Source organism: Stenotrophomonas sp. Nf1, from assembly GCF_003028475.1.
GTDB lineage: Bacteria > Pseudomonadota > Gammaproteobacteria > Xanthomonadales > Xanthomonadaceae > Stenotrophomonas.
In genome coordinates this window covers 164,139-190,046 of sequence record NZ_PYTV01000008.1, presented here as the reverse complement: position 1 = coordinate 190,046, position 25,908 = coordinate 164,139, and the positions used below count along the sequence as shown (strand labels likewise).

Here is a 25,908-nt window from a genome sequence, read left to right as displayed (position 1 = left end):
GCAAGCGCCATCGCTGCTACGCTGCATGCCCTTTCATGCAATGGATGGCAGCTCCCTCATGCAGATCAGCGAACAGCTGGTGCTGGTCACCGGTGCCGGCCGTGGCCTCGGCCAGCACATCGCCCGCGCCTTCGCCGCGCAGGGCGCCCGGGTGATCATCAATTACCGCCACAGCGAGGCGGCCGCGCGCGCACTGGCCAGCGAGCTGGGAGGGCAGGCCATCGCCCTGCAGGCTGACATCACCGACCGCGCCCAGGTGGACTCGATGCTGCAGCACGCGCTGGCCCACTTCGGCCAGGGCGTGACCACCGTGGTCAACAACGCACTGGCCACGTTCTCGTTCAATGGTGACGCCCGCGACGGCGCTGCCGACATCGGCTGGCCGGCCTTCCAGGCACAGTTCGAAGGCAGCGTGCGCGGTGCATTGAACACGGTGCAGGCCGCCCTGCCCGGCATGCAGGCCCGGCGCTTCGGCCGCGTCATCAACATCGGCACCAACCTGTTCCAGAACCCGGTGGTGCCCTACCACGACTACACCGCGGCGAAGGCCGCGCTGCTGTCGCTGACCCGCACCCTGGCCGGCGATCTCGGCCCGCACGGGATCACCGTGAACATGCTGTCCGGTGGCCTGCTGCGCACCACCGATGCCAGCGCCGCCACGCCGGAAGCGGTATTCGACTACATCGCCGCCAACACGCCGCTGCGCAGCGTCACCACCCCGGCCGAGTTCGCCGATGCCGCGCTGTTCTTCGCCAGCCCGTGGTCACGCGCGGTGACCGGCCAGAACCTGGTGGTGGATGGCGGCCTGGTAAGGGACTGAGCCGGTGCGCATTTCCGAGGTCAGCCGGCTGACCGGCGCCAGTGCCAAAGCCATCCGCCTGTACGAGGCACGCGGATTGCTGCCGCCGGTGCCACGCGTGAACCGCTACCGCGACTACAGCGAACAGGACGTGGCCTGGGTGCAGCTGATCCGCCAGGCGTTGGCGCTGGGCATCACGCTGGCCGCGATCTCGCGCCTGCAAGCATCCGACGGCCGGCTCGACTGGCCGGCCGTGCTGGCCTTGCTGGATCAACAGCGCAAGCGCATTGCCGGCGAGCGGGCGCGACTGGAGCAGGTTGACCTGGCCCTGCAGCAGGTCAGCGATGAACTACGACAGTGGCTGCACTCCGGCAGCGGCGACTGCGTTGTGGCCGCCAGCGGCTGCACCTCCGGCGTTTGACTCTGCCCCAGGGGCAGACCGCACCCTCGCGCACTTTCCATTGCCGAGGTTGCCGTGTCCCGCTCCATCCTGATCCTGCTTGGCCACCCCGACCGTGACAGCCTGTGCGGCGCCCTCGCCCAGCGCTACGCCACCGCCGCCGAGAACGCGGGGCACCGGGTGCGCCTGATCGCACTCGGCGAGCTTCAGTTCGACCCGGTGCTGCGTCACGGCTACCGCCAGATCCAGCCACTTGAAGCCGACCTGCAGGACGCTGCCGATGCGATCCTGGCCTACGATCATCTGGTACTGGTCTATCCCACCTGGTGGGGCGCGATGCCGGCCCTGCTGAAAGGCTTCTTTGATCGCGTGCTGCTGCCGGGCTTCGCCTTCCGCTACCGGCGCGACTCGGTGTGGTGGGACCGGCTGCTGGCCGGGCGCAGCGCGCGGGTGATCACCACGCTGGACACGCCGCCGTGGTACTACCGCTGGATCTACCGCGACCCGGGCATCACCCAGCTCCGCGCCACTATCCTGGCGTTCTGCGGCATCCGGCCGGTGAAGATCAGCCGGCTTGGCGCGGTACGCAGCAGCACGCCCGCACAACGCGCCACGTGGCTGGCACTGGCGGCGGAGCTCGGTGCACAGGCCCGGTAGATCCACGCCATGCGTGGATGGGAGGCCGGCCACGGCTCAGGTGTCGCTTTTGCCAATTGACCTGGAATCACTGCACCTCAAGGCTGGGAGCCCCTCTCCCGGCCCAGGCACAGCCCATGAAATCCGCGACTGTTTTCAGCAAATGCGCGAAGAAGACAGGCTTTGCCGGAACGTCCACCACCCGCTACCGGCTGCTGGAAGGCGCCTCACTGGTGATCAATCACCAGCGTGCCAGCGAGAGCCGAGGCTTCTACGTCAATGCCGGCCTGTACTTTGCAGAGCTGCTTGAGCACCCGCTTGAGCCTTGCGATCTGGAAAACGCCTTCAGGTACCGCACCAGCATTCCCACGCCCCATGTCGATTGGCGGATCGAAGAGACGCCGGGGCTGCGCCGGCGCTTCACCCAGCAGGATCTTGATGACCTGCTCGAGGCGGGCAATCGTGACGCGATGAAATGCCTGCTGCTCGATGCCCTGGCCGACGTGGCCGGGTTCGCGGCAACCCACGGCAACCGCGAAGCGGTGCGGCGGTTGAATCAGGACGGGAGCTTCCGGGCGATCATCCGCAGGGAGGTCTGAACCCGACCGGCCCTCGGCGGATCCACGCCATGCGTGGATGAACCTCAAATGCGTGCGAACCAAGGTTCGCACCTACCGGGCACAGGCCATGCGTGGATCAGGGCGTTCGGTAGATCCACGCCATGCGTGGATGAAGCATCCAGAAGCAGTCGAGCAAGCTCGACGCTACTTCTTGGTTGGGCCGCAGCTGTCGCAGCCGCCGCAGGCGCCACCACCGCCGCTGGCCGGCGGTGCGACTTTGCGCCCCAGCGCCTGCAGCCAGGCCGCGCGGCCCGGCTTCAGCAGCGCCAGCGCCAGTGCACCGCGCAGCTTGCGCACGGTGCCCGGGAACTGCTTCTTCAGCACCACCCAAGCACTGACCAGCACGGCCACCGCGATGATCAGGTACTGCAGCAGCAGCCCCGCGTCCATCAGCCGCCTCCCAGCGCCACGGTCACCTGATAGGTGATCAGCGCTGCCACATAGGCCGCCGCGAACAGGTAGAACGCGGCAAAACCCATCTGCTTCCACGAATTGGTCTCGCGCTTGATGGTGGCCAGCGTCGAGATGCACATCGGCGCGTAGATGTACCAGACCAGCAGCGACAGCGCGGTGGCCAGCGACCAGCCATCGCTGATCAGCGGGGTCAGTGCCTGGCTGGCGGCATCGTCATCGGCCGCCGACAGCGCGTACACCGTGGCCAGCGAGGCCACCGCCACTTCGCGCGCGGCCAGGCCCGGGATCAGCGCGATGCAGATCTGCCAGTTGAAGCCCAGTGGCGCGAAGAACACCGCCATCGCATGGCCGATCTGGCCGGCGTAGCTGTAATCGATCGCGGGCATGGTGGCGCCGGCCGGGGCCGCCGGGAACGACAGCAGCACCCACAGCAGGATGGTCAGCGCCAGGATGATGCCGCCGACGCGCTTGAGGAAGATCATGCCGCGCTCATACAGCCCCACCGCCAGGTCGCGCACGTGCGGCAGGCGGTACGACGGCAGCTCCAGCATCAGCGGGTGCTCGCTCTTGTCGCGGCGCCACTTCTTCATGATCCACGACATTGCCAGCGCGCTGAGGATGCCGGCGGCGTACAGACCGAACAGCACCAGGCCCTGCTGGTTGAACACGCCCCACACCGTCTTCTGCGGAATGAACGCACCGATCAGCAGCGCGTACACCGGCAGGCGCGCCGAGCAGGTCATCAGCGGCGCCACCAGGATCGTGGCCAGACGGTCACGCGGGTCCTGGATGCTGCGGGTGGACATGATGCCCGGCACCGCGCAGGCGAAGCTGGACAGCAGCGGGATGAACGAGCGCCCGGACAGACCGGCGGCCGCCATCATGCGGTCCAGCAGGAATGCCGCGCGCGGCAGGTAACCGGATTCCTCCAGCACCAGGATGAAGAAGAACAGGATCAGGATCTGCGGCAGGAACACCACCACGCCACCGACACCGGCGATGATGCCGTCGGTCAGCAGGCTGGCCAGCGGCCCTTCCGGCAGCACGCTGCCGACGAACTGGCCGAGCCAGGCAAAGCCGGCCTCGATGCCGTCCATCAGCGGCGTGGCCCAGGCGTACACCGCCTGGAAGATCAGGAACATCACTACCGCCAGGCTGATCAGGCCGAACACCGGGTGCAGCAGCCAGCGGTCCAGCGCGTCATCGATCTTCGCGGTACGCGCCGGCATGCGCACGGCCACCGACAGGATCTGGCGTACCTTGGCGTGGTAGTCGATGCCGCCTTCCGGGCCCGGTACCGGCGCGTCCAAGTGCGGCACCATCGCATCGAGGCGCTCGACCAGGGCCTTGGCGCCCTGCTTGCGCACCGCCACGGTCTCCACCACCGGCACGCCCAGCTCGCGCTCCAGCGCGGCCACGTCCACCTGGATGCCACGGCGCTGCGCCGCGTCGACCATGTTCAGCGCCACCACCATCGGCTTGCCCAGCTCACGCAGCTCCAGCGCGAAGCGCAGGTGCAGACGCAGGTTGGTGGCATCGATCACGCACAGCAGCACGTCCGGCGCCGCTTCGCCCGGGTAGAAACCGCGGCACAGGTCGCGGGTGATCGCCTCGTCCAGGCTGGCCGGCTGCAGGCTGTAGGCGCCGGGCAGGTCGAGCACGGCGAATTCGCGGCCGGACGGCGCACGCAGGCGGCCTTCCTTGCGCTCGACGGTGACGCCGGTGTAGTTGGCGACCTTCTGCCGGCTGCCGGTCAGCTGGTTGAACAGCGCGGTCTTGCCACTGTTCGGGTTACCGACCAGCGCGACGCGCAGGGGGGCGGTGGAGGCAGTGGCGGTCATGCACGTCGTTCCTGGCTGGCGGCGTCGATCACGACGCGCTTGGCTTCACTGATCCGCAGCGCGAACCGGGTGAAGCCGACCTGCACCAGCAGCGGCTCCCCTCCTACCGGACCCTTGGCCACCAGGCGCACTTCCTCGCCCTTGACGAAACCCAGCTCGCGCAGGCGACGGGCAATGGCATCGTTGGCATGCAGGTCCTGCACGGACTCGACCACGGCCGAGGTGTGCAGCGGCAGTTCGGACAGCGTCATCTAGCGTAATCTCTGCTGGATGTAAATGGTTCTCGATTCTAACATTCCCGCGTCGCGTCATGGCCCATGACCAATGGCCCGCTATGATCCATACAGGTATGGAGTGACCCTGGAATCCCATGAACGATGCTTTGCAGATCGAGCGCAGCGGCGCCGTCCTCACCCTCTGGCTGAACCGGCCGGAGCTGCACAATGCCTTTGACGCCGGCCTGATCGCCCGGCTGACCGCCGCCCTGGAGGCCGCCGGCCGCGATGATGCGGTGCGCGCGGTGGTGGTGGCCGGCCACGGCGCCTCCTTCTCGGCCGGTGCCGACATGCAGTGGATGCGCGGCATGGCCGCCGCCAGCGAAGCCGACAACCGCGAGGACTCGCTGGCCCTGGCCCGGCTGATGCGCACCCTGGACGAGCTGCCCAAGCCGACCCTGGCCCGGGTCCATGGTGCCGCCTTCGGTGGCGGCGTCGGCCTGGTCGCCTGCTGCGACATCGCCATTGCCAGCACCTCGGCCCGCTTCGGCCTGACCGAAAGCCGCCTCGGCCTGCTGCCGGCGGTGATCTCGCCCTACGTGATCGAGGCCATCGGCCCGCGCCAGGCCCGCCGCTGGTTCGCCACCGGCGAGCACTTCGATGCCGATACCGCGCTGCGCATCGGCCTGGTCCACCAGCTGGTCGAACCCGAACGCCTGGACGAAGCCCTGGAACGCCAGCTGGCGCTGCTCGACAAGGCCGGCCCGATCGCCTCGTCCACCGCCAAGCAGCTGGTCCGGCAGGTGCGCGACAGTCATGACCGCGACGCGCTGGATCGGGATAATGCCGCCCTGATCGCGCGCCTGCGGGTGTCCGCCGAGGGCCAGGAGGGCCTGGGCGCCTTCCTCGACAAGCGCGCACCCCATTGGGTCACGGAAGCCTGAACATGTTCGATCATCTTGGTTTGACCAGCGCCGACCTGGCGCGCAGCAAGGCCTTTTTCCTGCAGGCGCTGGCGCCGTTGCAGATCGGCGTGGTGATGGAAGTGACCGCCGAGCAGACCGGCGCCCACGACCACATCGGCTTCGGCAGCGACGGCAAGCCGTTCTTCTGGCTCGGCAATGGCGGCAGCGCCAGCCAGGGCGTGCACGTGGCCTTCGCCTGCGCCAGCCGCGCCCAGGTGGATGCATTCCACGCCGCCGCGCTCGCCGCCGGCGGCCGCGACAATGGCGCCCCGGGCCTGCGCCCGTGGTATCACCCGGACTATTACGGCGCCTTCGTGCTCGACCCGGACGGCAACAACATCGAGGCGGTCTGCCACCACCCGGCCGACGAGGTGGCGGCATGAGCGACTACGTGCGCATCGTCGAGGTCGGCCCGCGTGACGGCCTGCAGAACGAAAAGCAGTCGGTGGCCACCGCCGACAAGATCGAACTGATCAACCGGCTGTCGGCCACCGGCCTGCGCAGCATCGAGGCGACCAGTTTCGTCAGCCCGAAATGGGTCCCGCAGCTGGCCGATGCCGCCGAGGTCTACGCCGGCATCCAGCGCCGCCCCGGCATCCACTACCCGGTGCTGGTGCCGAACGAACAGGGCTACGACCGTGCCCGTGCGGTGGGCGTGGAGGAAGTGGCGGTGTTTACCGCGGCCTCCGAAACATTCAACCGCACCAACACCAATGCGGGCATCGACGAGTCGCTGGCCCGCTTCGAGCCGATCCTGCGTCGCGCCGCCGCTGATGGCGTGCGCGTTCGCGGCTACGTCTCCACCGTGCTCGGCTGCCCCTACCAGGGCGACGTGCCGCTGGCCGACGTGGTGCGCGTGGCGCGCGCCCTGCACCAGATGGGCTGCTATGAAATCTCGCTGGGCGACACCATCGGCGTCGGCACCCCGCGCAAGGCGCGGGCGATGCTGCAGGCAGTGGCCGCCGAGATTCCCATGGATGCGCTGGCCGTGCACTTCCACGACACCTATGGCCAGGCCATCGCCAACATCGCCAGCTGCCTGGAAGAAGGCGTGCGCGTGGTCGACAGCGCGGTATCCGGTGCCGGTGGCTGCCCGTATGCCAAGGGCGCCAGCGGCAACGTGGCCAGCGAAGACGTGGTCTATCTGCTGCAGGGGCTGGGACTGGACAGCGGCGTGGACCTGCCGGCGCTGGCCGAGACCGGCCGCTGGCTGGCCGGCCTGCTTGGCCGCGCCACCGCCAGCCGCACCGGCCAGGCGCTGGCGGCGGCCGGCTGAGCGCCCCACTGCGCCGCTCCTGCCGGGGCGGCGCAGTGCACAACGGCTACGTTCGCCGCTTCCGTTAGAATCGGCGGTTCTCGAACCTGCAGGACCGTTCAATGCAGCTGTCTTCCGTACGTGCCGTGATCACTGGCGGCGTCTCCGGCCTCGGCCTGGCCGTGGCCCAGCACCTCGTCGCCCAGGGCGGCAAGGTGGCCCTGTTCGACCTCAATGATGACAAGGGCGCTGCCGCCGTTGCCGCACTGGGCGCCGACAAGGCCCGCTATTTCAACGTCAACGTCAGCGATGAGGCGGCGGTTGCTGCGGCCATCGACCAGGCCCACGATTTCCTCGGTGGCCTGAACGTGGCGATGAACTGTGCCGGCATCCTCGGCGCCGGCCGTGTGCTGGGCAAGGAAGGCCCGATGCCGCTGGCCGGTTTCCAGGGCACGGTGATGGTCAATCTGGTCGGCAGCTTCAACGTCGCCAAGGCCGCCGCCAACCGCATGCAGCACAACGAGGCGGGCACCGATGGCGAGCGCGGGGTGATCATCAACACCGCCAGCATCGCCGCCTACGAAGGCCAGATCGGCCAGGCTGCGTATGCCGCCAGCAAGGGCGGCGTGGTGTCGATGACGCTGCCGATGGCACGCGAACTGTCGCGCTTCGGCATCCGCGTCAATACGATCGCGCCGGGCGTGTTCTGGACGCCGATGGTCGACGGCATGCCCGAGGCCGTGCAGCAGTCGCTGGCCGCCTCGATCCCGTTCCCGTCGCGTCTGGGCAAGCCAGAAGACTTCGCCAGCCTGGTCGGCTTCATCCTCGGCAACACCTATCTCAACGGCGAGACCATCCGCCTGGACGGCGCTACCCGCCTCGCTCCGAAGTGATTCCCCCGGGCGCCGGGACGGCGCCCTCCCCCAACCACCTAGATCACCATGAAAGCCAACGACATCAAGAAGGGCAACGTCGTCGAGTACAACAACGGCGTCTACCAGATCCGCGACATCGAGCGCAGCTCGCCGCAGGGTCGCGGCGGCAACGTCCGCTTCCGCTTCATCATGTACAGCGTGCCGGGCGGCAACAAGCTCGATGCCAGCTTCGATGCCGACGACAACCTGGTCGAAGTCGAACTGCTGCGCCGCCAGTCCACCTATTCGTACAAGGATGGCGACGCATTCGTGTTCCTCGATGACGAGGACTACACCCCCTACACCCTGGATGCGGACGTGATCGGCGACGACGCCGGCTACATCACCGACGGCCTGACCGGCATCTACGTGCAGGTGATCGACGAGCAGCCGGTGGCGATCCAGCTGCCGGCCTCGGTGGTGCTGGAAGTGATCGAGACCCCGCCGGAACTGAAGGGCGGCACCGCCACCAAGCGCCCGAAGCCGGCCAAGCTCAACACCGGCATCGAAATCATGGTGCCGGAATACATCGTCAACGGCGAGCGCGTGCTGGTGAACACCGCCACCGGCGAATTCGCCGGCCGTGCCGACTAAGCGCCTGGCGCTGATCGGCTGCCTGTCCCTGCTTGCGGCGTGCTCGCCGCAGGCAGCGGACAACACCGCCGGCGTCGCGCCGAACGCAGCACCCACATCCGAACCGCAACCCGCTGCCGACCGGCCTTCGGGCGACGAGGCGTTGGACAGGGCGCGCGCCGCCGCCGGCTGCCCGGTTCCTGCCGACGTGTATGACGTCGACGACGTGCGCATCTACTGCCAGATGCCCAGCGATGTGCAGGCTTTCCTCGCGCGTGAAAACACCTGCCAGCACTTTGCCGGCGAAGAACCCTACGACGACGAGCGCCGCCGTGAGCTGGAAGTGGCCAATGCCGAGTACTGCGAGGGCCGCGAGAAGATCTTCACCGATCTGGTCGCGCGGCATCGCGACGACTGCGCGATCCGTGACGCACTGATCGCGATCAACGGCCGCTACGATCTGGTGTTCGAGCTGGACCTGAAGCCCTGCGAGGGATGAGCCGCAATATGATGTAGAGCCGAGCCCACGCTCGGCTGCTTTGTGCTGTGCAAAGGCAAAGCAGCCGAGCGTGGGCTCGGCTCTACAGAGGGCTTACGGCTGCTTGGCGCCGAAATTTCCGCAGCCATGGTACTGGCGGGTACCCACCGTCAACATCGCCTTGGCCTCGAAGGCTTCGCCACTCATGTCGTCCTGGCAGGTGGTGCGCTGGAAGCTGAGCTTGACGTCGGTGCCGTCAGCCGCCTTGCCACTCCAGCCGTCTGCACCTGCGGTGGGCGCGGCCACGTCGAAGCGGCGCTCGCCATAATCGACTTCGACCTGCAGCCCCGGCGTGTCGCCGTCGACCACCGCCAGCCAGCCTGGCTCATTGCCGGTGGCACGGAAGACGGCAGCGCCGGCACTGCCATCGCCTTCTGTCGCCTCCACTGCATGGCATTCGCGGTCCGGCTCGCCCTTCAGGCTGAGCAGGCCATCATCGCTGCCCTTGGTCCAGAAGCTGTTGCCCTGGCCGTCAGCGTACTTCGCACCCGACGCAGCACGCTCGGAGGTCATCGCCAAGGTGCGATCGCCGATCACCACCGTGGCCGCGTCCTCGCCATTGAAGGTCGCGCGCACGCTCAGGTCACCACACTGGTAAATGGTTTGGCTGCCACCGCCGCTCGCGGCGCTGGGCTGTGGCGTTGCCGGGGCGGCAGCATCGCCGGCTGCAGCAGGAGACGACGGCGGCTGGCAGGCGGCCAGCGCCAGGCCGAGGGAAGCGGCCAACAGACCGGGAACTACACGCATGGCTCGACTCCTTGTCGACACTACAGGAAAGCCCGACCCTACCATCTGGCGCTGAGCGGGGGCTGAAACCGGGCTGGCCGCATTCATGCAGCCAGCACCGCCATCGACAGCAGCTGCGCGCCACCGGCACCGGAACTGCAGGTCCACACCCGCAGCAGGCGCAGCCCCATCGCATGCTCACGGCCGCGCCAGTGCACCACCCATCGCACATTGCTGGACAGCAACGCCAGCCGCCCACACAACAACGTTTCCACCGCCTGCACCTGCAGGCCCTTGACCTGCAGATTGCCGGCCAGCCAATCGCCCAGCCATGGCAGCTCGAGCATGCGCCCGCCGTTGCCCTCCATCATGAACAACGCCGGCGATACCAGCGCGGTCAGTGTTTCGTGGTCATCTTCCAGCAACGCCTGGCACAGGCGCTGCTCCAGCACCGCCAGCTGGCGTTCGTGCAGATCATCAACGATGTTCCGTTCCATCCACGGATCCTTCCGGCATCGGCCGGCGCCTGTGCAGGCGCCGCGCGATCGATTGCCGCGCGCCCTGCACCACTACATAGAAGACCGGCACGAAGAACACCGCCAGCACGGTCGCGCTGACCATGCCACCGAACACGCCGGTTCCAATCGCCTGCTGGGTTTCCTTCGACGCACCCTGTGCCAGCATCAACGGCACCACGCCCAGTGCGAATGCCAGCGAGGTCATCACGATCGGCCGCAGGCGCAGGCGTGCCGCCTCCGACGCCGCCTCGACCAGGCCGCGGCCCTGCTGCTGCAGCTGGCGTGCGAACTCGACGATGAGAATCGCGTTCTTGGCCGACAAGCCGATCACGGTGATCATGCCGACCTTGAAGAACACATCGTTCGGCATGTCACGCAGCAGCACGGCCGCCACCGCGCCGAGCAGGCCCAGCGGCACCACCAGCATCACCGACACCGGAATCGACCAGCTTTCATACAACGCCGCCAGTACCAGGAACACCACCAGCATCGACAACAGCAGCAGCCACGGCGCCTGCGCGCCCGATTCACGCTCCTGCAGCGACTGGCTGGTCCACTGCAGGGCGAAACCATCGGGCAACTGCCGGGCCAGCCGCTCCATCTCGGCCATGGCCTGGCCGGTGGAGGTGCCCGGCGCCGGTGCGCCCGACAGGTTCAGCGCGGGGAAGCCGAGATAGCGCTGCAACTGCAGGGGGGCTTCGGTCCAGTGCGGAACCACCAGTTCGGACAAGGCCACCATGCCACCCTCGCTGTTGCGCACATAGAGCTTGAGCACGTCGTCCAGTTCCATCCGGTGCGGCGCATCGGCCTGCAGGATCACCTGCTGCAGCCGCCCCTTGTTGGGGAAATCGTTGACGTACTGCGACCCCATCGCCGCTGACAGCGTGCTGCTGATGTCGGCAAAGCCAACCCCCATCGCCTCGGCCTTGGCCCGGTCGATGTCCAGCCGCACACTGGTGCCGGCCGGCAAGCCATCGGCATGCACCTCCGACAACAGCGGGCTGGCCTCGGCCAGCTTCAGCAGCTGCTGCAGCGCCGCGCGCAGTTCGGCCTGGCTCTGCCCGGTCCGCGCCTGCAATGCCAGCGAAAAACCAGAGGACCGCCCCAGGCTGTCGATGGCCGGCGGCATCACGCTCATCACTTCGCCCTCGCCCACCGCGGCCATCACCTTCTGCGCCGCCTCCACTTCACCGGCGGCGGTGGCGCCGGCGCGCTCACCCCAGTCTTTCAGCATGGTGTAGGCCAGCGCCGCACTCGGGCCGGAACCGGAGAAGCTGTAGCCCAGAATCGACTGGTTGGAGGCGATGCCCGGCCGCGATCCGACATGCCGCTCGTAGGCTTCCACCACCGCCAGCGTGCGCTCGGCGGTGGCTTCGGCCGGCAGCTGGATCGAGGTCATGAAGTAGCCCTGGTCCTCTTCGGGCAGGAACGCGCCCGGCAACCAGTGCAGTCCCAGCAACAGGGCCGCCACCAGCGCCACGAACACCGCCATGACCCGGCCACTGCGCTTGAGCACCCCGGCCACGCCACGCTGGTAACGGCCGGTCATCCGCTCGAATGCCCGGTTGAACCCGCCCAGCAGCCCAGCGCGCCGCGGGTGGCCAGGATCGGCCTGGCGCAGCAGCGTCGCGCACAAGGCCGGGGTCAGGCTCAATGCCAGCAGCGCCGAGAACAGGATCGACACCGCCATCGCCACGGTGAACTGGCGGTAGATCGCGCCCACCGAACCGCTGGAGAACGCCATCGGGATGAACACCGCGGTCAGCACCAGGGTGATGCCGATCACCGCGCCGGTCAGCTCGCGCATCGCCTTGAGCGTCGCCTCGCGCGGTGGCAGGCCCTCCTCGGCCATGATCCGCTCGACACCCTCCACCACCACGATCGCATCGTCGACGATGATGCCGATCGCAAGCACCATGCCGAACATGGTCAGCACGTTGATCGAGAAGCCCAGCGCCAGCATCACCGCAAACGTTCCCAGCAGCGCGATCGGCGCAACCAGGGCAGGAATCAGCGTGTAGCGCCAGTTCTGCAGGAACAGGTACATCACCGCGAACACCAGCAGCATCGCCTCCAGCAGGGTCTGCACCACTTTCTGGATGGAGATCTTCACGAACGGCGCGGTGTCGAACGGGATGCTCGATTCCACGCCGCGCGGCAGCAACGGCGCCAGCTCCGCCATCCGCTCCCGCACCGCGGCGGCCGTACGCACCGCGTTCGCGCCCGGGCGCAGCTGCACGCCGGCGGCGGTGGCCGGGTGGCCGTCCTCGCGCGTACCCCAGGCGTAGCTCTGTGCGCCCAGTTCGACACGCGCAACATCGCCCAGCACCACCTGCGAGCCATCGGCACCGGCGCGCAGCACGATGGCGGCAAACTGCTCCGGCGTGGACAACTGCCCGTCGGCACTCAGCGGAACGGTGATGCGCTGCCCGGGAACGCCCGGCGAATCACCGATGCGCCCCGGGGAAATCTCCAGGTTCTGCTGTTCGATGGCGGTGGCCACATCGCCGATGGTCAGGCCGTAGCCGGTCAACCGGGCCGGATCCAGCCACACCCGCATCGCCTGCTCGGCACCGAACAGCTGCACGCGGCCGACACCGTCGACGCGACGCAGCTCTTCGATGATGTTGCGCGCCATGAAATCACCGAGCGCCGCTTCGCTGACGCTGGCGTCGGGCGAACGCAGACCCACCAGCATCAGGAAACCGGAATCGGCGGCCTCCACGAACAGACCGTTCTGGCGCACGCTGCGCGGCAATCGCGGCTCGATCGCCTTGATCCGGTTCTGCACATCCACCTGCGCCAGCTCCGGGTCGGTACCCGGCTTGAAGGTGGCGGTGATCGAGGCCTCGCCGGAGGTATCTACCGACGATTCGAAATACAGCAGGTGCTTGACGCTGGACAGCTCACGTTCGATCAACCCGACCACGGCGTCATTGAGCGTCTGCGGGCTGGCGCCTGGATAGCTGGCGTAGATGCTGACGCTGGGCGGCGCAACCGACGGATAGCGCTCCACGGCCAGGCGCGGTATCGCCAGCACGCCGGCCAGAATGATGAAGATCGCCAGCACCCAGGCGAACACCGGGCGATCGATGAAGAAACGTGCCATGTTGGAAATCCTTGGAGGAGCGGGCCTGATGGGGCCGGCCCCGGAAGTACCGCCCCTGGAAGGGCTCAGCCCTTGCTGCCGGCCTGTGCCTCGCCGGTGCTGGCGCTGGCGACCGGCAACTGCCAGTCACGCGCATCGACCACCACGCCTTCCTGCAGGCGCTCCTGGCCCTCGACCACCACCTTCTCGCCCGCCTTCAAGCCATGCCGGACCAGCCACTGGCGGTTGACGCTGCCGTCCACCTCCAATGTGCGGATCACCGCTTTGCCGTCGGCACCCACCACCCAGGCGTAGGCCTGGCCACCGGCACTGCGCAGCACCGCCTGCTGCGGCACCGTCAGCGCGCTGGCCGGCGCACCACGCGGCACCCTGGCACGCACATACATGCCCGGCAGCAGCTGCCGCTGCGGATTGTCGACCAGGATCCGCAGGATCACATCGCCGGTGCGCGCATCGACATTGATGCCCGAGAACAACAGCTGGCCACGCTCGGGCAATGCCTTGCCGGCCGCCCCGATGATGGTCACGGGCAGCTCGCCGCCACCGGCGGCACTGCGCTGCAGCGACTCCAGCTGTGCGGCGGGTTGGCGCACATCGACGTAGACCTGATCGATCTGCTGCACCACCGCCATCGGTTCGGCGTCGGCCACGCCGACCAGCGCACCTTCGGTCACCAGCGCCTGGTCGATACGCCCCTCGATCGGCGCACTGACCGTGGCATAACGCAGATCAAGCTGGCGACGGGCGAGGATCGCGCGCGCTTCATTCACTGCGGCGCGGGCCTGCTCGAACTCGGCGCTGGCATCGTCGCGGTGCTGCTGGCTGACCGCCTGCGCCGCAGCCAATGCATGCAGTCGCTGCGACTGCACACGGCTGCGGCCCAGTGCCGCCTCGCTGCGCTGCAGAGCGGCAAGTGCCGAATCGACATCGGCACGGAACGCGGCCGGGTCGATCTGGAACAAGGCCTGGCCGGCACGCACTTCGGCACCCTGCTCGAACAGGCGGCGCTGCACGATGCCGCCCACCTGCGCGCGGATCTGTGCGGTACGCACCGCAGCGACGCGCCCGGGCAGCTCATCATCGCGCTGCACCACCTGCGGGGCGACGGTGACCACGCTGACGCGCGGTGCCGCTTCCGGGGTGGCTTCGGGGGAGGAACAGGCCGTCATGGCCAGGGTGAGCGCCGCGATCAACGCGACCGGCGTCCTGAAGGTTCTCATTGCTGTGCACAATGCCGCGCAGGCGGCGGATAGGTTCTGAAGCGCGCAGTGTGCGGGCCGATGATGGGGTTTCGATGGAGGAAGTGTGGAGATACGATGGAGGCAAGCACCTTACCGCCCCGCCCCTGCATGCACGCCTCCCCCGCCCTGGCCGCCCTCGTCCTGATCGTCGAGGATGAAGCCGAGATCGCCGACATCCTCACCGCCTATCTGGAACGCGAAGGGCTGCGCACGCTGCGCGCCGCCGATGGCCACACCGCACTGGACCTGCACCGCAGCGCCCGCCCGGACCTGGTGCTTCTGGACGTGCAGCTGCCGCGCCTGGACGGATGGAGCGTACTGACCCAGCTGCGCCAGCGCGGCGAAACGCCGGTGATCATGTTGACCGCGCTGGACCAGGATCTGGACAAGCTGACCGCCCTGCGCATGGGTGCCGACGACTACGTCGTCAAACCCTTCAACCCGGCCGAGGTGGCCGCGCGCGTACGCGCCGTACTGCGCCGCACCCTGCGCGCCGCACGCGTCGATGCGCCCACCGCGCTGCGCGTGGGCCCGCTGCTGATCGACTGGGGCACCCATGCCGTGCACGTGGAAGGAGACGGCTACAGCCACGAGGTCCTGCTCACGCTCACCGAATTCAAGCTGCTGCACTGCATGGCCCTGGCGCCCACGCGCATCTTCAGCCGCAGCGAACTGATGCACGAATGCCTGCCCGAAAGCGAGGCGCTGGAGCGTACCGTCGACAGCCACGTCAGCAAGCTGCGCCGCAAGCTGGATGAAGTCGGCATGCTGAACGTGCCGGCCAGCGTGCGCGGCGTCGGCTACCGGCTGATGGCCGACCGCTGATGGCCGGCCTGCGTCGCTCCGGGCTCAGCCGGCACATCATCGTATCGATGTCGCTGATGGTGATCGGCGTCATCGTGATGATGATCCTGTCGTCGTGGCTGCTGTATGCAGTGCTGGTGGAATTCTTCCCCGGCAGCACCGATGAGCCGGAAGGATGGCTGCCGACCGGGCCTGAACTGGCCTGGATGGTGGGGGTGATCCTGACCGGTCTGGCATTGGCCATCGCCGCGTCCTTCCGCCTGGCCCACCGCATCCTGTCACCGCTGAACTCGCTGGTGGACAGCGTGCGCGCGCTTGCCGACGGCGATCTGGGCGCACGCGCCAGTGCCGAGGAGAACTCACCGGGCGAAGTGGCCACCCTGGTCGAGGACTTCAATGCGATGGCGCGCCGCCTGCAGCAGATGGAAAGCGAGCGCGCGATGTGGCATGCCGCCATCGCCCATGAACTGCGAACGCCGGTGACCATCCTGCGTGGCCGCCTGCAGGGGCTGGCCGAAGGCGTGTTCCAGCCCGATGAATCGCAGTTCCGCAGCCTGCTGGCGCAGGTCGAGGGCCTGTCGCGGCTGATCGAGGACCTGCGCGTGCTCAGCCTGGCCGACAACGCACGGCTGGACGTGCGCCGGGCACGCACCGATGTGGTGGCCGAAGTGCATTCGGTGATGACCCTGGTCGACCCGCAGTTCCGCACCGCCGGCTTCGTGCTGGAGCTGGAAACCAGCCGCGAGGAACACAACGCGCACTGCGACCCGACCCGGCTGCGGCAGGCGCTGTTGGCACTGCTGGAGAATGCACGGCGCTACGCCAGCCCGGGCAGGGTCCGCATCGCCGTACATGACACACCGGGCCATGTGCAGGTCGCCATCGAAGACGAGGGCCCCGGCATCGACCCGGAGCTGCACGCGGATATCTTCACCCCGTTCATGCGCGCCGACGGATCGCGCTCGCGTCAAAGCGGCGGCAGCGGCCTCGGCCTGGCGGTGGTGAAGGCGATCGCCGATGCGCACGGCGGCCAGGCGTACTGCACGCCGGGCCGTGCCGGCGGCAGCCGCTTCGTCATCGAGCTGCCTCGCCAGTAGCCGGCATCGCCGCCTGCCTGCGCAGGTGTGCGCCCAGTGCAGCCAGGTTGGCATCGATGGCGTCCATCTCGGCACGCTGCTGCGCCGGCAGCTGCTGGCGAAGCTGCACCCGCAGCGCCTGCCAGCCGGGCACCGCCTGCGCACTCATCGCCGCCACCGCCTGCGCCAGTGGCACCTGCTCATCGGCCTGCGGCAGCCCGTAGCCGCCGTCGGCCAACAACGCTGCCGGGCGCAACCACTGCCCACTCTGTTCCAGCAATCCGCGCAGCGCGCGGGTCTGGTCGCTGTCCGCTGCCGCCAACAGGCGCCGCTTGAGCAGATCGCGGGCGCGCAGCTCGGCACGCCGTTGCGCGGCTTGTTCCAACAGCAGCAGGCTGGCGCTGGCGCGCAGATCGCCCTGCAACAGCCAGGGCGCGCGCTGCTGTGCCGGCAGCTTCAGCCAGCCGCGTACATCGCGTGCGGGCAAGGCCAGCTGCGCGGCCGCCACGCCGAACAGCTGCTGGTAATGGTCACGCGCCGAGGCGAAATAGTAGCCCTGCGCCTGCGCCAGATCGCGATCGGCCAACACCTGCTCGTCCAGCACCTTCAGCCGTGCCAGACGACGCTTCAGCCCGCGCGGGGTCAGTTGCGCCAGGCCGGCCTGGCCCAGGCGTGGCACGCCGGCCTGCAGCAGCTTGGCGGTTTCCACCGCGCAGTTGTTGCTGACGAAGTAATAGCGGCCGTCGTAACTCCAGTGCACCTGCGCGGTGCGCTCGAGCAGGCTGGCGATCTCGTCGCGTTGCAGCTGCAACGGCAGCGATTGCAGCCCACGCAGCTCTACCTTGGTGTACTCATCCACCACCTGCTGCAGTGGCAGCACGAAGAGCCGCGAGGGATAGCCGCCGGTCAGTCCGCGCCAGTTGGAGATCTGCACATCGCCGACGAAGGCGCGGAAGGACAGTACGCGGTGATACTCGAGATCCAACCGACAGTCCGGACCCGGCGCACGCCCTGGACGGCAGATCACCAGCCGCAGCATGCTGTGGCCCCAACGGCTCATCGGCTGTGCGCTGCCCTCGGCGAACAGGTAGTCCACCGCATAGACGCGCGCAGGGTCCAGCTGCAGCAGCGACGCCGCACCCTCCTCGGCTTCGGCCTGCAGCAGCGGCAGCGCGGCTGCGCACTGCGGCCGCGGCAATGATGGCGGCGTTCCGAAATGGGCCTGGAACCACTGCGCCAGCGCCGGGCGCCTGCAGGCGAAATCGGCATCGAGCACGAAATGCTCGGCATTCACCGCCAGGTACTCGGCCGGACTCTTCAGCTCATAGCCATCCGGGCTGCGGTCACGGAAGTCGTTGTCGCCGCGGCCCAGATGCCAGGGCTTGCGCTGCCACCCGGCCAGATCGCGCCAACGCGGGCTGCGCGACCATGCCGCGCCGCTGCGATCTGCCACATGGGTCAGTTCGTGCACCAGCGCGCTGCGCCTTGCCCGGCGCGCACCCGGCAGGCCGTCTGCAAGCAGGTCGCGGCGCAGGGTGATACCGCCAGCGAAGGCACGGCCGTGCACCTCCGCCGGCAGGTCGTCGCTCCAGCGCACCTGCACGTGTGCAGGCAACGCGCGCAGCAGGCCATCGGGCAGCAGTGACTGCACGTCGGCCAGGGTCTGGCCGGCCAGCAGCTGCTGTGTCGGATCAAGACCGGACGGATCGAGCTCCAGGCGATCAGCTGCGTGCGCGACGTGAGCGTTCAGCAGTAGAGCCACGCCATGCGTGGCTGCTGTAATCGCCCATCTGCGCCTGGCATTCAGCCGAGCATGGCTCGGCTCTACAGAATGCGATATCGCGGATGCCATGCAACCCGGATCAACGCGCCAGCAGCGCGCGGGCCAGCTCCAGGTCACTCTGCTGCTGCGCGGCAGCACTCTGCTCACGCAGGTGGACCAGCGCGGCCTGCAGGCGCGCGCCACGGATCTGGCCATCGCTGGCCACGAAGGCGGCCGCATCATCGCGTGCAGCCAGCACCACCTTGTCATCACCCGAGCTGCTGCCCGAGGAACCGGAAGATGCACCGGTGGCCGAACCGGCCGAGGTGCCAGCGAAGCTGGATGCAAAGCCGGCCAGCGGCAGGGACAGCAGGGCGAGCAGCAGAAGCGGACGGGTCATCGGTTCGAAGCCGGTTGTTGGGATGCGGGGAGCGTAACGGGTGTGTGAAGACTATGCGCGGCTCACACGTCGAACAGCTTGCCGGGATTCAGCCGCGCTTGGGGATCGAACGCACGTTTGACCGCTTTCATCAGCGCGATCTCGGCCGGGCCGCGGGTGCTGTCCAGGTAGCCCTTTTTGACCAGGCCGATGCCGTGCTCGGCCGAGATGCTGCCGTCGAAGCGGGCCAGCACCTGCGCCAGCAGCTTGGTCACGTGCTCGCACTGCGCCACGAAATCGGCGTCGCCGGTGTCATCGGGCTTGAGCACGTTGATGTGCAGGTTGCCGTCGCCGATGTGGCCGAACCAGACCACGTCGAAGTGCGGGTAGGCCTGCCCGATCAGCGCCTGGGTCTCGGCCAGGAACGCCGGCATCGCCGAGATCCGCACCGAGACGTCGTTCTTGTAAGGCTTGTAACGCGCCAGCGCCTCGGTGATGCCTTCGCGCAGGCGCCACAGCTGGGCGGCCTGGGCGTCGCTGGCACTGATCACGCCGTCGCTGACCCAGCCGTTGCCCATGCAGTCCTCGAACGCCGCCATCGCCGCCGCTTCCTGCGCCTCGTCGTTGGCCGCGAACTCGGTCACCACGTAGTACGGGTGCACCTCATCGAACGGCGCCTGCGCGCCATGTGCCAGCACATGCTCCAGCGCGCGCTCGGTGAAGAACTCGAAGGCCTGCAGCTGCAGGCGCGCGCGGAACGCGGCAAACACCTGCATCAGCACCTCGAAGCTGGGCAGCGCCAGCAGCATCACGTTGCTGGCCGGCGGCGGATCGGTCAGCTTCAGCGTCGCCTCGACGATCACGCCCAGCGTGCCTTCCGAGCCGATCAGCAGCTGGCGGAAGTCGTAGCCGCTGGAGTTCTTGATCAGGCCCTTGTTGAGTTCGAGCAGTTCGCCATTGGCGGTCACCACCTTCAGGCCGGCGATCCATTCACGGGTATTGCCGTAGCGGATCACCCGGATGCCACCGGCATTGGTGGCGATGTTGCCGCCGATCGAGCAGGAACCGCGTGCAGCGAAATCCACCGGGTAGATCAGACCGTGGTCCAGCGCGGCGTTGTGCACGGCTTCCAGCGGCATGCCGGCCTGCACCACCAGCGTGCGATCGACCGCATCGTAGGCCAGCGCCTTGTTCATCCGTTCCAGGCTGAGCACCAGCTCGCCGTTGGCCGCCACTGCGCCACCGGACAGGCCGGTGCGGCCGCCGGACGGCACCACCGCCGCGCCATGCTCGGCGCTCCAACGCATCACCGCCTGCACTTCCTCGACCGTGGCCGGCAGCGCGATCACCAGCGGCGCCGGCGTCCAGCGTCGGGTCCAGTCGCGCCCGTAATGCTCCAGGTCGGCCGGGTCGGTCTTCAGCTTCAGGCCGGGACAGGCCTGCTGCAGCGAGGCAATGCGGGAATCGGTCATGACGGTCCAGCGCGGGGCGTGAAGAACGGGCAAGCGTGCCAGCGGCACGCGCCAGCGTCCAGCCCCGCAGGCAGGCAGATAGCTACCGATGCAACCAATTGCGCACTGCACCATCGGCGTCGCGATCTGGCATAGTGATTGGCCCCTGTCCCACTGGCCGTGTTGCCCCATGTCGCCGAAGAAGACCTCGTTCCCGAAGCAGGATATCCGCGTGCTGTTGCTGGAGGGGGTCAGCCAGACCGCCGTGGAGGTGTTCAGCGCCGCCGGCTACAGCCAGATCGAGGCGCACACCAAGGCGCTGCCCGAGGACGAACTGAAGGCGCGCATCGCCGAGGCGCACATCGTCGGCATCCGTTCGCGCACCCAGCTCAGCGCCGAGGTGCTGGCCGAGGCCAAGCGCCTGATCGCGGTGGGCTGTTTCTGCATCGGCACCAACCAGGTGGACCTGGACGCCGCCGAGCTGGCCGGCATCCCGGTGTTCAACGCACCCTACTCCAACACCCGCAGCGTGGCCGAGCTGGTGATCGCCGAGGCGATCATGCTGACCCGCGGCATTCCGCAGAAGAACGCCGAATGCCATCGCGGCGGCTGGTCGAAGTCGGCCAGCGGCAGCCACGAGGTGCGAGGCAAGACGCTGGGCATCATCGGCTACGGCCACATCGGCACCCAGGTCGGCGTGCTGGCTGAATCGCTGGGCATGCAGGTGATCTTCCACGACGTGGAAACCAAGCTGGCGCTGGGCAATGCGCGTGCCGCAGCCAGCCTGGACGACCTGCTGGCACGCGCCGACATCGTCACCCTGCACGTGCCGGAGACCCCGTCCACGCAGTGGATGATCGGCAGCACCGAGCTGGCGAAGATGCGCAAGGGCGCGCACCTGATCAACGCCGCGCGTGGCACCGTGGTCGACATCGATGCGCTGGATGCCGCGCTGGCCAGCGGCCACGTCGGCGGCGCCGCGCTGGACGTGTTCCCGGTCGAGCCGAAGGGCAACGGCGATATCTTCGAATCGCCGCTGACCCGCCATGACAACGTGATCCTGACCCCGCACGTGGGCGGCAGCACGCTGGAGGCGCAGGACAACATCGGTGTGGAAGTGGCGGCCAAACTGGTGCGCTACAGCGACAACGGCAGCACCCTGTCGGCGGTCAACTTCCCGGAAGTGACCCTGCCCGAGCACGCCGACAGCCTGCGCCTGCTGCACATCCACCAGAACGTGCCGGGCGTGCTGTCCAAGGTCAACGAGATCTTCTCGCGCCACAACGTCAACATCGACGGCCAGTTCCTGCGCACCGACCCGAAGGTGGGTTACGTGGTGATCGACATCACCGCCAGCGAGGAACAGGCCGCCGCCGTGCGCGACGAGCTGGCCGCGATTCCGGGCACGCTGCGGACGCGCATCCTGTATTGATCCTGGCACCCCGCCCATCCACGCATGGCGTGGATCTACCGGGTCCGGGGCATGGCGTGCAGCCATCAGTAGATCCACGCCATGCGTGGATGCATCGATCAACGCGCCAGCCAGCGGCTGGCCATGCGCTGCATCGATTCATCCGATTGCGGATCGGCCGCGACCTCGGCCACCGGCCGCCAGGCCAGCGCCAGCGACTCTTCGCTGAGCACGAAGGCCTCGCCGCCCAGCGCCCGGATCACGAAACGCACATCGTAGTGCCAGTGCCCCGGCACGTCCTTGCGTTCGGGAATCCAGTGCTTGTCGATGTCGAAGATGGCCGGGTCTTCCAGCACCAGGCCGCTCAGGCCCGATTCTTCCTCAGCTTCCTTCAATGCGACCAGAGCCAGATCGCGCTCGCCGTCGGCGTGGCCGCCCAGCTGCAGCCAGCGCTGCAGCTTGCGGTGATGGGTCAGCAGCAGGCGCTGGCCATCGGCGCTGACCAGCCAGCAGCTGGCGGTGAAGTGCCCGGCCAGCCGTTCACGCCGGAACGGATCTTCCGGATCGTCCAGCAATGTGCCGAATTCGGCAGCCAGTGCGTCGTGGGCCGGCTCACGAAGGGCATAGTCGCGCAACAGACCACGCAGGCGATCATCAAGCACGGCAAGGGTTTCGGCGGTCTGCTGCATGAATGGGCGGGGTCCGGAAAAAGACCCCTCATTATCGCCGTTCATTGTTGCGATTGCGCTTGTGCGTTGGCTTCAGCTTTGGCTAAGGTACAGCGGGCCGTTCGCGCGGCCTTCACCATTCAAGGTTGCCGGCAACGTATCGGCGGCCCACCCAAATCCGATCACTAGGAAGTACTGCATGCTGAAAGCTCTGTTGAGGGTCAAGCCGGTCCAGCCGGCCGGGCACGTCGATGCCGGCGAACCCATCGAAGGCAGCCTGGACGGCGAAGCCACGTTGAAACGGACCCTCACGGCTAAACACCTCATCCTGCTTGGCGTGGGTGCGGTGATCGGCGCTGGTATCTTCGTGTTGACCGGCCAGGCGGCGGCCAACCACGCCGGCCCGGCCGTCATGCTGTCGTTCGTGATCGCCGGTTTCGCCTGCGCCCTGGCGGGCCTGTGCTATGCCGAGTTCGCCGCGATGATGCCGGTCTCCGGCAGCGCCTACTCCTATTCCTACGCCACCCTCGGCGAAGGCATGGCCTGGTTCATCGGCTGGTGCCTGGTGCTGGAGTACCTGTTCGCCTCGGCCTCGGTCGCGGTGGGCTGGTCGGCCTACCTGATCAGCTTCATCAGCACTACGCTGCACATGCCGTTCCCGGACCTGCTCAGCGCCGCGCCCATCGCCTGGACCGGCAGCGAGTTCGTCGCCTCCGGCAAGCTGTTCAATCTGCCGGCGGTGCTGATCGTGGCGGCGGTGTCCGGCCTGCTCTACGTGGGCGTGACCCAGTCGGCCTTCGTCAACGCGATCATCGTGGCGATCAAGGTCACCGTCATCTGCCTGTTCATCGGCATCGGCGCGGCCCACATCGATCCGGCCAACTGGCAGCCGTTCATTCCGGAAAACACCGGCGTTCCGGGTGAGTTCGGCTGGAGCGGCATCTTCCGCGCGGCCACCATCGTGTTCTTCGCCTACATCGGCTTCGACGCGGTTTCCACCGCCGCCGGCGAAACCAAGGATCCGCAGCGCAACATGCCGATCGGCCTGCTCGGCTCGCTGGCGGTGTGCACCATCGTCTACATCATCGTCTGCGCGGTGCTGACCGGCATGATGCCGTACCACCTGCTGGGCACCGACAAGCCGGTGGCCACCGCGCTGGAAGGCTACCCGCAGCTGTCGTGGCTGAAGACCGCGGTGGAAATCGGCGCCATCGCCGGCCTGTCTTCGGTGGTGCTGGTGATGATGATGGGCCAGACCCGCATCGCCTACACCATTTCCCGCGACGGTCTGCTGCCGAAGTTCTTCGGCAAGGTCCACGCCCGTTTCCGCACCCCGTACGTCGCCACCATCGTGGTCGGCGTGATCGCCGCCGCACTGGCCGGCCTGGTGCCGCTGAACGTGCTGGGCGAGCTGGTGTCGATGGGCACCCTGCTGGCCTTCGCCACGGTCTGCATCGGCGTGCTGGTGCTGCGCTATACCAAGCCGGAGATCCATCGCCCGTTCCGCGTGCCGATGGTCTGGATCATCTGCCCGCTCGGCGCGGCCACCTGCCTGTTCCTGTTCTGGCAGGCGTTCGTGGTGCATTGGCACCTGTTCGTCGGCTGGACCGTGCTGGGCATGCTGATCTACCTGGGCTACGGCATCCGCAACAGCAAGCTGGCCAAGTCCTCCTGATCCGCCTACGGGCCGGCCCTGCGCCGGCCCGTCCGTTTTCCCCGCGCCGCCTCGAACGGCGCTTCGACAAGACCACCAGACATGTTCAAGCAACTGTGGGCCACCAAGCACCCGCACGCCGCCCATGAAGACGCCAACGGCCTGAGCCTGCGCCGCCACCTCGGTCCCTGGGGCCTGACCGCCCTCGGCATCGGCGCGGTGATCGGCGGCGGCATCTTCGTCATCACCGGCCAGGCTGCCGCCAACCACGCCGGCCCGGCGATCATGCTGTCGTTCGTGCTGGCCGCGATCTGCTGCGCGTTCTGCGCACTGGCCTACGCCGAGTTCGCCTCGATGGTGCCGGTCTCCGGCAGCGCCTACACCTATACCTACGCCACCTTCGGCGAACTCTCGGCCTGGTTCATCGGCTGGATGCTGGTGCTCGAATACGGCGTGTCCGCCTCGGCGGTCGCGGTCAGCTGGACCGGCTACTTCCTCAGCCTGCTCAGCCAGTTCGACATCCATCTACCCGCCGCGCTGGTCAGCGCGCCACTGGACGCACAGCTGCGCCCGACCGGCGCGATCGCCAACCTGCCTGCGGCCGCACTGGTGCTGCTGCTGACCTGGCTGTGCTACGTCGGCATCAGTAAATCCTCGGCGATGAACATGGCCATGGTCGTGCTCAAGACCGGCCTGATCGTGCTGGTCATCGTGGTCGGCTGGAAATACGTGGACACCAGCAACTGGACCCCGTTCATTCCGGCCAACGAAGGCCCTGGCAAGTACGGCATGGAAGGCGTGCTGCGCGGCGCAGCGATGGTGTTCTTCGCCTACATCGGCTTCGAGGCGGTGTCGGTGGCGGCGCAGGAATCGAAGAATCCGCAGCGCGACATGCCGATCGGCATGATGCTGTCGCTGTTGGTCTGCACCGTGCTCTACATCGCGATGGCCGCGGTGATGACCGGCCTGGTGCCGTACCAGCTGCTCGGCACCGATGAGCCGGTAGTGACGGCGGTGGCCGCGCATCCGCAGCTGGGCTGGCTGCGCTGGGTGGTCGAAGTCGGCGCACTGGTCGGCCTGTCCTCGGTGGTGCTGGTGATGATCATCGGCCAGCCGCGCATCTTCATGATCATGGGCCGCGACGGCCTGTTGCCGCCGGTGTTCACCAAGATCCACCCGAAGTACCGCACCCCGCACATCAACACCGTGATCACCGGCATCGGCATCGCGCTGCTGGCGGCGCTGTTCCCGCTGGACATCCTCGGCGAACTGACCTCGATGGGGACGCTGATCGCGTTTGCCGCGGTGTGTGCCGGCGTGCTGATCCTGCGTCGCACCCAGCCGGACCTGCCGCGCCCGTTCCGCATGCCGATGGCCTGGCTGATCTGCAGCCTGGGCGTGCTGAGCTGCCTGGCGCTGCTGTCGGCGATGACGATGCACAACTGGATGCTGATGGGCGTGTGGACCTTCGTCGGCTTCGTGATCTATTTCTGCTACGGCTTCAGGCATAGCCGTCTGCGGGGTAAGTGAGGGGTTGTGTTGCAGGGCCTGCGGCCCTGCACCCGCCGGAGCAACGGCAAGAGCGGGTGTGTTGGTTTGGCGGGGAGGCATGGGTACGCGGGGGACGCCGCAAGTACATCCATGTAGGCTTGGCAGCCGCATCCATGCGGCTGACACCCCCGCGTACCCATGCCTCCCCGCCCTGACAGTCTCCCGGCGCGTCCGGTAGATCCACGGCATGCGTGGATGGACTCTGTCTGGGAGATGCTTCTGTGGTAGATCCACGCCATGCGTGGATGGAATCTTTCCGGCAGACGATGCTCCTGTAGAGCCGGGCCATGCCCGGCTGCGAGCAAGCGCAGCGCCGCGACCCGCTTTCCGCTCTTCCTTCTTAATTCCGTGGCTGGCGCGCACGGAACCTGTCCGTGGCCGGGCGGGT

General features: G+C 67.8%; 26 protein-coding genes. 15 read left to right on the top strand and 11 right to left on the bottom strand.

The genetic code is table 11. The annotated features are described in order from the left end of the window. Nucleotides 1-40: 40 nt before the first annotated feature. From C9412_RS15445 to C9412_RS15430, 4 genes are all read left to right on the top strand, one after another. Nucleotides 41-820 (top strand): 3-oxoacyl-ACP reductase, encoded by a 780-nt coding sequence (locus tag C9412_RS15445; protein WP_181358685.1) that lies wholly within the window; start codon nucleotides 41-43, stop codon nucleotides 818-820. A gap of 4 nt (nucleotides 821-824) precedes the next feature. Continuing rightward, nucleotides 825-1,220 (top strand): MerR family transcriptional regulator, encoded by a 396-nt coding sequence (locus C9412_RS15440; protein ID WP_107232452.1) that lies wholly within the window; start codon nucleotides 825-827, stop codon nucleotides 1,218-1,220. A 54-nt stretch (nucleotides 1,221-1,274) separates the two neighbouring features. After that, nucleotides 1,275-1,856: an NAD(P)H-dependent oxidoreductase gene (locus C9412_RS15435; RefSeq protein ID WP_107232451.1), complete on the top strand. Its 582-nt coding sequence runs from the start codon at nucleotides 1,275-1,277 to the stop codon at nucleotides 1,854-1,856. Nucleotides 1,857-1,972: 116 nt separating this feature from the next. Then, a complete protein-coding gene (locus C9412_RS15430; protein WP_107232450.1) occupies nucleotides 1,973-2,434 on the top strand; it encodes a DUF4304 domain-containing protein in 462 nt (153 codons plus the stop codon). A gap of 165 nt (nucleotides 2,435-2,599) precedes the next feature. Here the strand turns inward: C9412_RS15430 and C9412_RS15425 are convergent, their stop codons facing one another. From C9412_RS15425 to C9412_RS15415, 3 genes are read right to left on the bottom strand one after another with little or no spacing between them, the layout of a single operon-like run. Further along, nucleotides 2,600-2,845 carry a DUF6587 family protein gene (locus C9412_RS15425; RefSeq protein ID WP_107232449.1) on the bottom strand — a complete coding sequence of 82 codons (246 nt, stop codon included), beginning with the start codon at nucleotides 2,843-2,845 and terminating at the stop codon, nucleotides 2,600-2,602. Beyond that, the gene (locus C9412_RS15420) at nucleotides 2,845-4,710 is read right to left on the bottom strand and encodes a ferrous iron transporter B (protein ID WP_107232448.1); all 1,866 of its coding nucleotides are present in this window, start codon (nucleotides 4,708-4,710) and stop codon (nucleotides 2,845-2,847) included. Before C9412_RS15420 ends, C9412_RS15425 begins: the two co-directional genes overlap by 1 nt. Continuing rightward, nucleotides 4,707-4,961, bottom strand: coding sequence for a FeoA family protein (locus tag C9412_RS15415; protein ID WP_107232447.1), 255 nt, complete (start codon nucleotides 4,959-4,961; stop codon nucleotides 4,707-4,709). The genes C9412_RS15420 and C9412_RS15415 overlap by 4 nt, the downstream gene beginning before the upstream one ends. A gap of 119 nt (nucleotides 4,962-5,080) precedes the next feature. On the opposite strand from C9412_RS15415, the gene C9412_RS15410 reads away from it, so the two are divergent. The 6 genes from C9412_RS15410 to C9412_RS15385 all read left to right on the top strand — a co-directional run bounded on the left by C9412_RS15410 (nucleotide 5,081) and on the right by C9412_RS15385 (nucleotide 9,131). Next, nucleotides 5,081-5,869 (top strand): enoyl-CoA hydratase/isomerase family protein, encoded by a 789-nt coding sequence (locus C9412_RS15410; RefSeq protein ID WP_107232446.1) that lies wholly within the window; start codon nucleotides 5,081-5,083, stop codon nucleotides 5,867-5,869. Nucleotides 5,870-5,871: 2 nt separating this feature from the next. Continuing rightward, on the top strand, nucleotides 5,872-6,273 hold the full coding sequence (locus C9412_RS15405) for a VOC family protein (protein ID WP_107232445.1): 402 nt from the start codon (nucleotides 5,872-5,874) through the stop codon (nucleotides 6,271-6,273). Further along, a complete protein-coding gene (locus tag C9412_RS15400; protein WP_107232444.1) occupies nucleotides 6,270-7,166 on the top strand; it encodes a hydroxymethylglutaryl-CoA lyase in 897 nt (298 codons plus the stop codon). Before C9412_RS15405 ends, C9412_RS15400 begins: the two co-directional genes overlap by 4 nt. A 101-nt stretch (nucleotides 7,167-7,267) precedes the next feature. Next, a complete protein-coding gene (locus C9412_RS15395; RefSeq protein WP_107232443.1) occupies nucleotides 7,268-8,038 on the top strand; it encodes an SDR family oxidoreductase in 771 nt (256 codons plus the stop codon). 48 nt (nucleotides 8,039-8,086) lie between these two features. Then, nucleotides 8,087-8,653, top strand: a complete 567-nt coding sequence (gene yeiP, locus C9412_RS15390; protein ID WP_005409468.1) for an elongation factor P-like protein YeiP — start codon at nucleotides 8,087-8,089, stop codon at nucleotides 8,651-8,653. Then, nucleotides 8,643-9,131 carry a hypothetical protein gene (locus C9412_RS15385; protein WP_107232442.1) on the top strand — a complete coding sequence of 163 codons (489 nt, stop codon included), beginning with the start codon at nucleotides 8,643-8,645 and terminating at the stop codon, nucleotides 9,129-9,131. Before yeiP ends, C9412_RS15385 begins: the two co-directional genes overlap by 11 nt. 93 nt (nucleotides 9,132-9,224) lie before the next feature. On the opposite strand, the gene C9412_RS15380 is transcribed toward C9412_RS15385, so the two are convergent. From C9412_RS15380 to C9412_RS15365, 4 genes are all read right to left on the bottom strand, one after another. Continuing rightward, on the bottom strand, nucleotides 9,225-9,917 hold the full coding sequence (locus C9412_RS15380; RefSeq protein ID WP_107232441.1) for an MliC family protein: 693 nt from the start codon (nucleotides 9,915-9,917) through the stop codon (nucleotides 9,225-9,227). 83 nt (nucleotides 9,918-10,000) lie between these two features. After that, nucleotides 10,001-10,393, bottom strand: coding sequence for a DUF4440 domain-containing protein (locus C9412_RS15375; protein ID WP_107232440.1), 393 nt, complete (start codon nucleotides 10,391-10,393; stop codon nucleotides 10,001-10,003). Further along, the gene (locus C9412_RS15370; protein ID WP_107232439.1) at nucleotides 10,374-13,523 is read right to left on the bottom strand and encodes a multidrug efflux RND transporter permease subunit; all 3,150 of its coding nucleotides are present in this window, start codon (nucleotides 13,521-13,523) and stop codon (nucleotides 10,374-10,376) included. Before C9412_RS15370 ends, C9412_RS15375 begins: the two co-directional genes overlap by 20 nt. Before the next feature lie 65 nt (nucleotides 13,524-13,588). After that, complete coding sequence (locus tag C9412_RS15365; RefSeq protein ID WP_107232438.1) at nucleotides 13,589-14,743, bottom strand: efflux RND transporter periplasmic adaptor subunit; 1,155 nt, start codon at nucleotides 14,741-14,743, stop codon at nucleotides 13,589-13,591. 129 nt (nucleotides 14,744-14,872) lie between these two features. Here C9412_RS15365 and C9412_RS15360 point away from each other — a divergent pair, with 129 nt between their 5' ends. Next, nucleotides 14,873-15,589 carry a response regulator gene (locus C9412_RS15360; RefSeq protein WP_181358678.1) on the top strand — a complete coding sequence of 239 codons (717 nt, stop codon included), beginning with the start codon at nucleotides 14,873-14,875 and terminating at the stop codon, nucleotides 15,587-15,589. Next, nucleotides 15,589-16,665 carry an ATP-binding protein gene (locus C9412_RS15355; protein WP_107232436.1) on the top strand — a complete coding sequence of 359 codons (1,077 nt, stop codon included), beginning with the start codon at nucleotides 15,589-15,591 and terminating at the stop codon, nucleotides 16,663-16,665. Before C9412_RS15360 ends, C9412_RS15355 begins: the two co-directional genes overlap by 1 nt. Here the strand turns inward: C9412_RS15355 and C9412_RS15350 are convergent. From C9412_RS15350 to C9412_RS15340, 3 genes are all read right to left on the bottom strand, one after another. Continuing rightward, complete coding sequence (locus tag C9412_RS15350; protein WP_258190279.1) at nucleotides 16,643-18,406, bottom strand: DUF4105 domain-containing protein; 1,764 nt, start codon at nucleotides 18,404-18,406, stop codon at nucleotides 16,643-16,645. The two genes, C9412_RS15355 and C9412_RS15350, sit on opposite strands and share 23 nt — an antisense overlap. 100 nt (nucleotides 18,407-18,506) lie before the next feature. Next, the gene (locus C9412_RS15345) at nucleotides 18,507-18,806 is read right to left on the bottom strand and encodes a DUF2388 domain-containing protein (protein ID WP_049447145.1); all 300 of its coding nucleotides are present in this window, start codon (nucleotides 18,804-18,806) and stop codon (nucleotides 18,507-18,509) included. Nucleotides 18,807-18,868: 62 nt separating this feature from the next. Next, a complete protein-coding gene (locus C9412_RS15340) occupies nucleotides 18,869-20,257 on the bottom strand; it encodes an FAD-binding oxidoreductase (RefSeq protein ID WP_107232434.1) in 1,389 nt (462 codons plus the stop codon). Between the two features lie 169 nt (nucleotides 20,258-20,426). On the opposite strand from C9412_RS15340, the gene serA reads away from it, so the two are divergent. Further along, the gene (gene serA, locus C9412_RS15335; RefSeq protein WP_014037034.1) at nucleotides 20,427-21,668 is read left to right on the top strand and encodes a phosphoglycerate dehydrogenase; all 1,242 of its coding nucleotides are present in this window, start codon (nucleotides 20,427-20,429) and stop codon (nucleotides 21,666-21,668) included. A 98-nt stretch (nucleotides 21,669-21,766) separates the two neighbouring features. On the opposite strand, the gene C9412_RS15330 is transcribed toward serA, so the two are convergent. Next, nucleotides 21,767-22,381, bottom strand: a complete 615-nt coding sequence (locus C9412_RS15330) for an NUDIX hydrolase (protein WP_107232433.1) — start codon at nucleotides 22,379-22,381, stop codon at nucleotides 21,767-21,769. A gap of 133 nt (nucleotides 22,382-22,514) precedes the next feature. Between C9412_RS15330 and C9412_RS15325 the strand changes: the two genes are divergently transcribed. Next, nucleotides 22,515-23,990 (top strand): amino acid permease, encoded by a 1,476-nt coding sequence (locus tag C9412_RS15325; RefSeq protein ID WP_107232432.1) that lies wholly within the window; start codon nucleotides 22,515-22,517, stop codon nucleotides 23,988-23,990. An 81-nt stretch (nucleotides 23,991-24,071) separates the two neighbouring features. Then, on the top strand, nucleotides 24,072-25,499 hold the full coding sequence (locus C9412_RS15320) for an amino acid permease (protein WP_107232431.1): 1,428 nt from the start codon (nucleotides 24,072-24,074) through the stop codon (nucleotides 25,497-25,499). Nucleotides 25,500-25,908 lie beyond the last annotated feature (409 nt).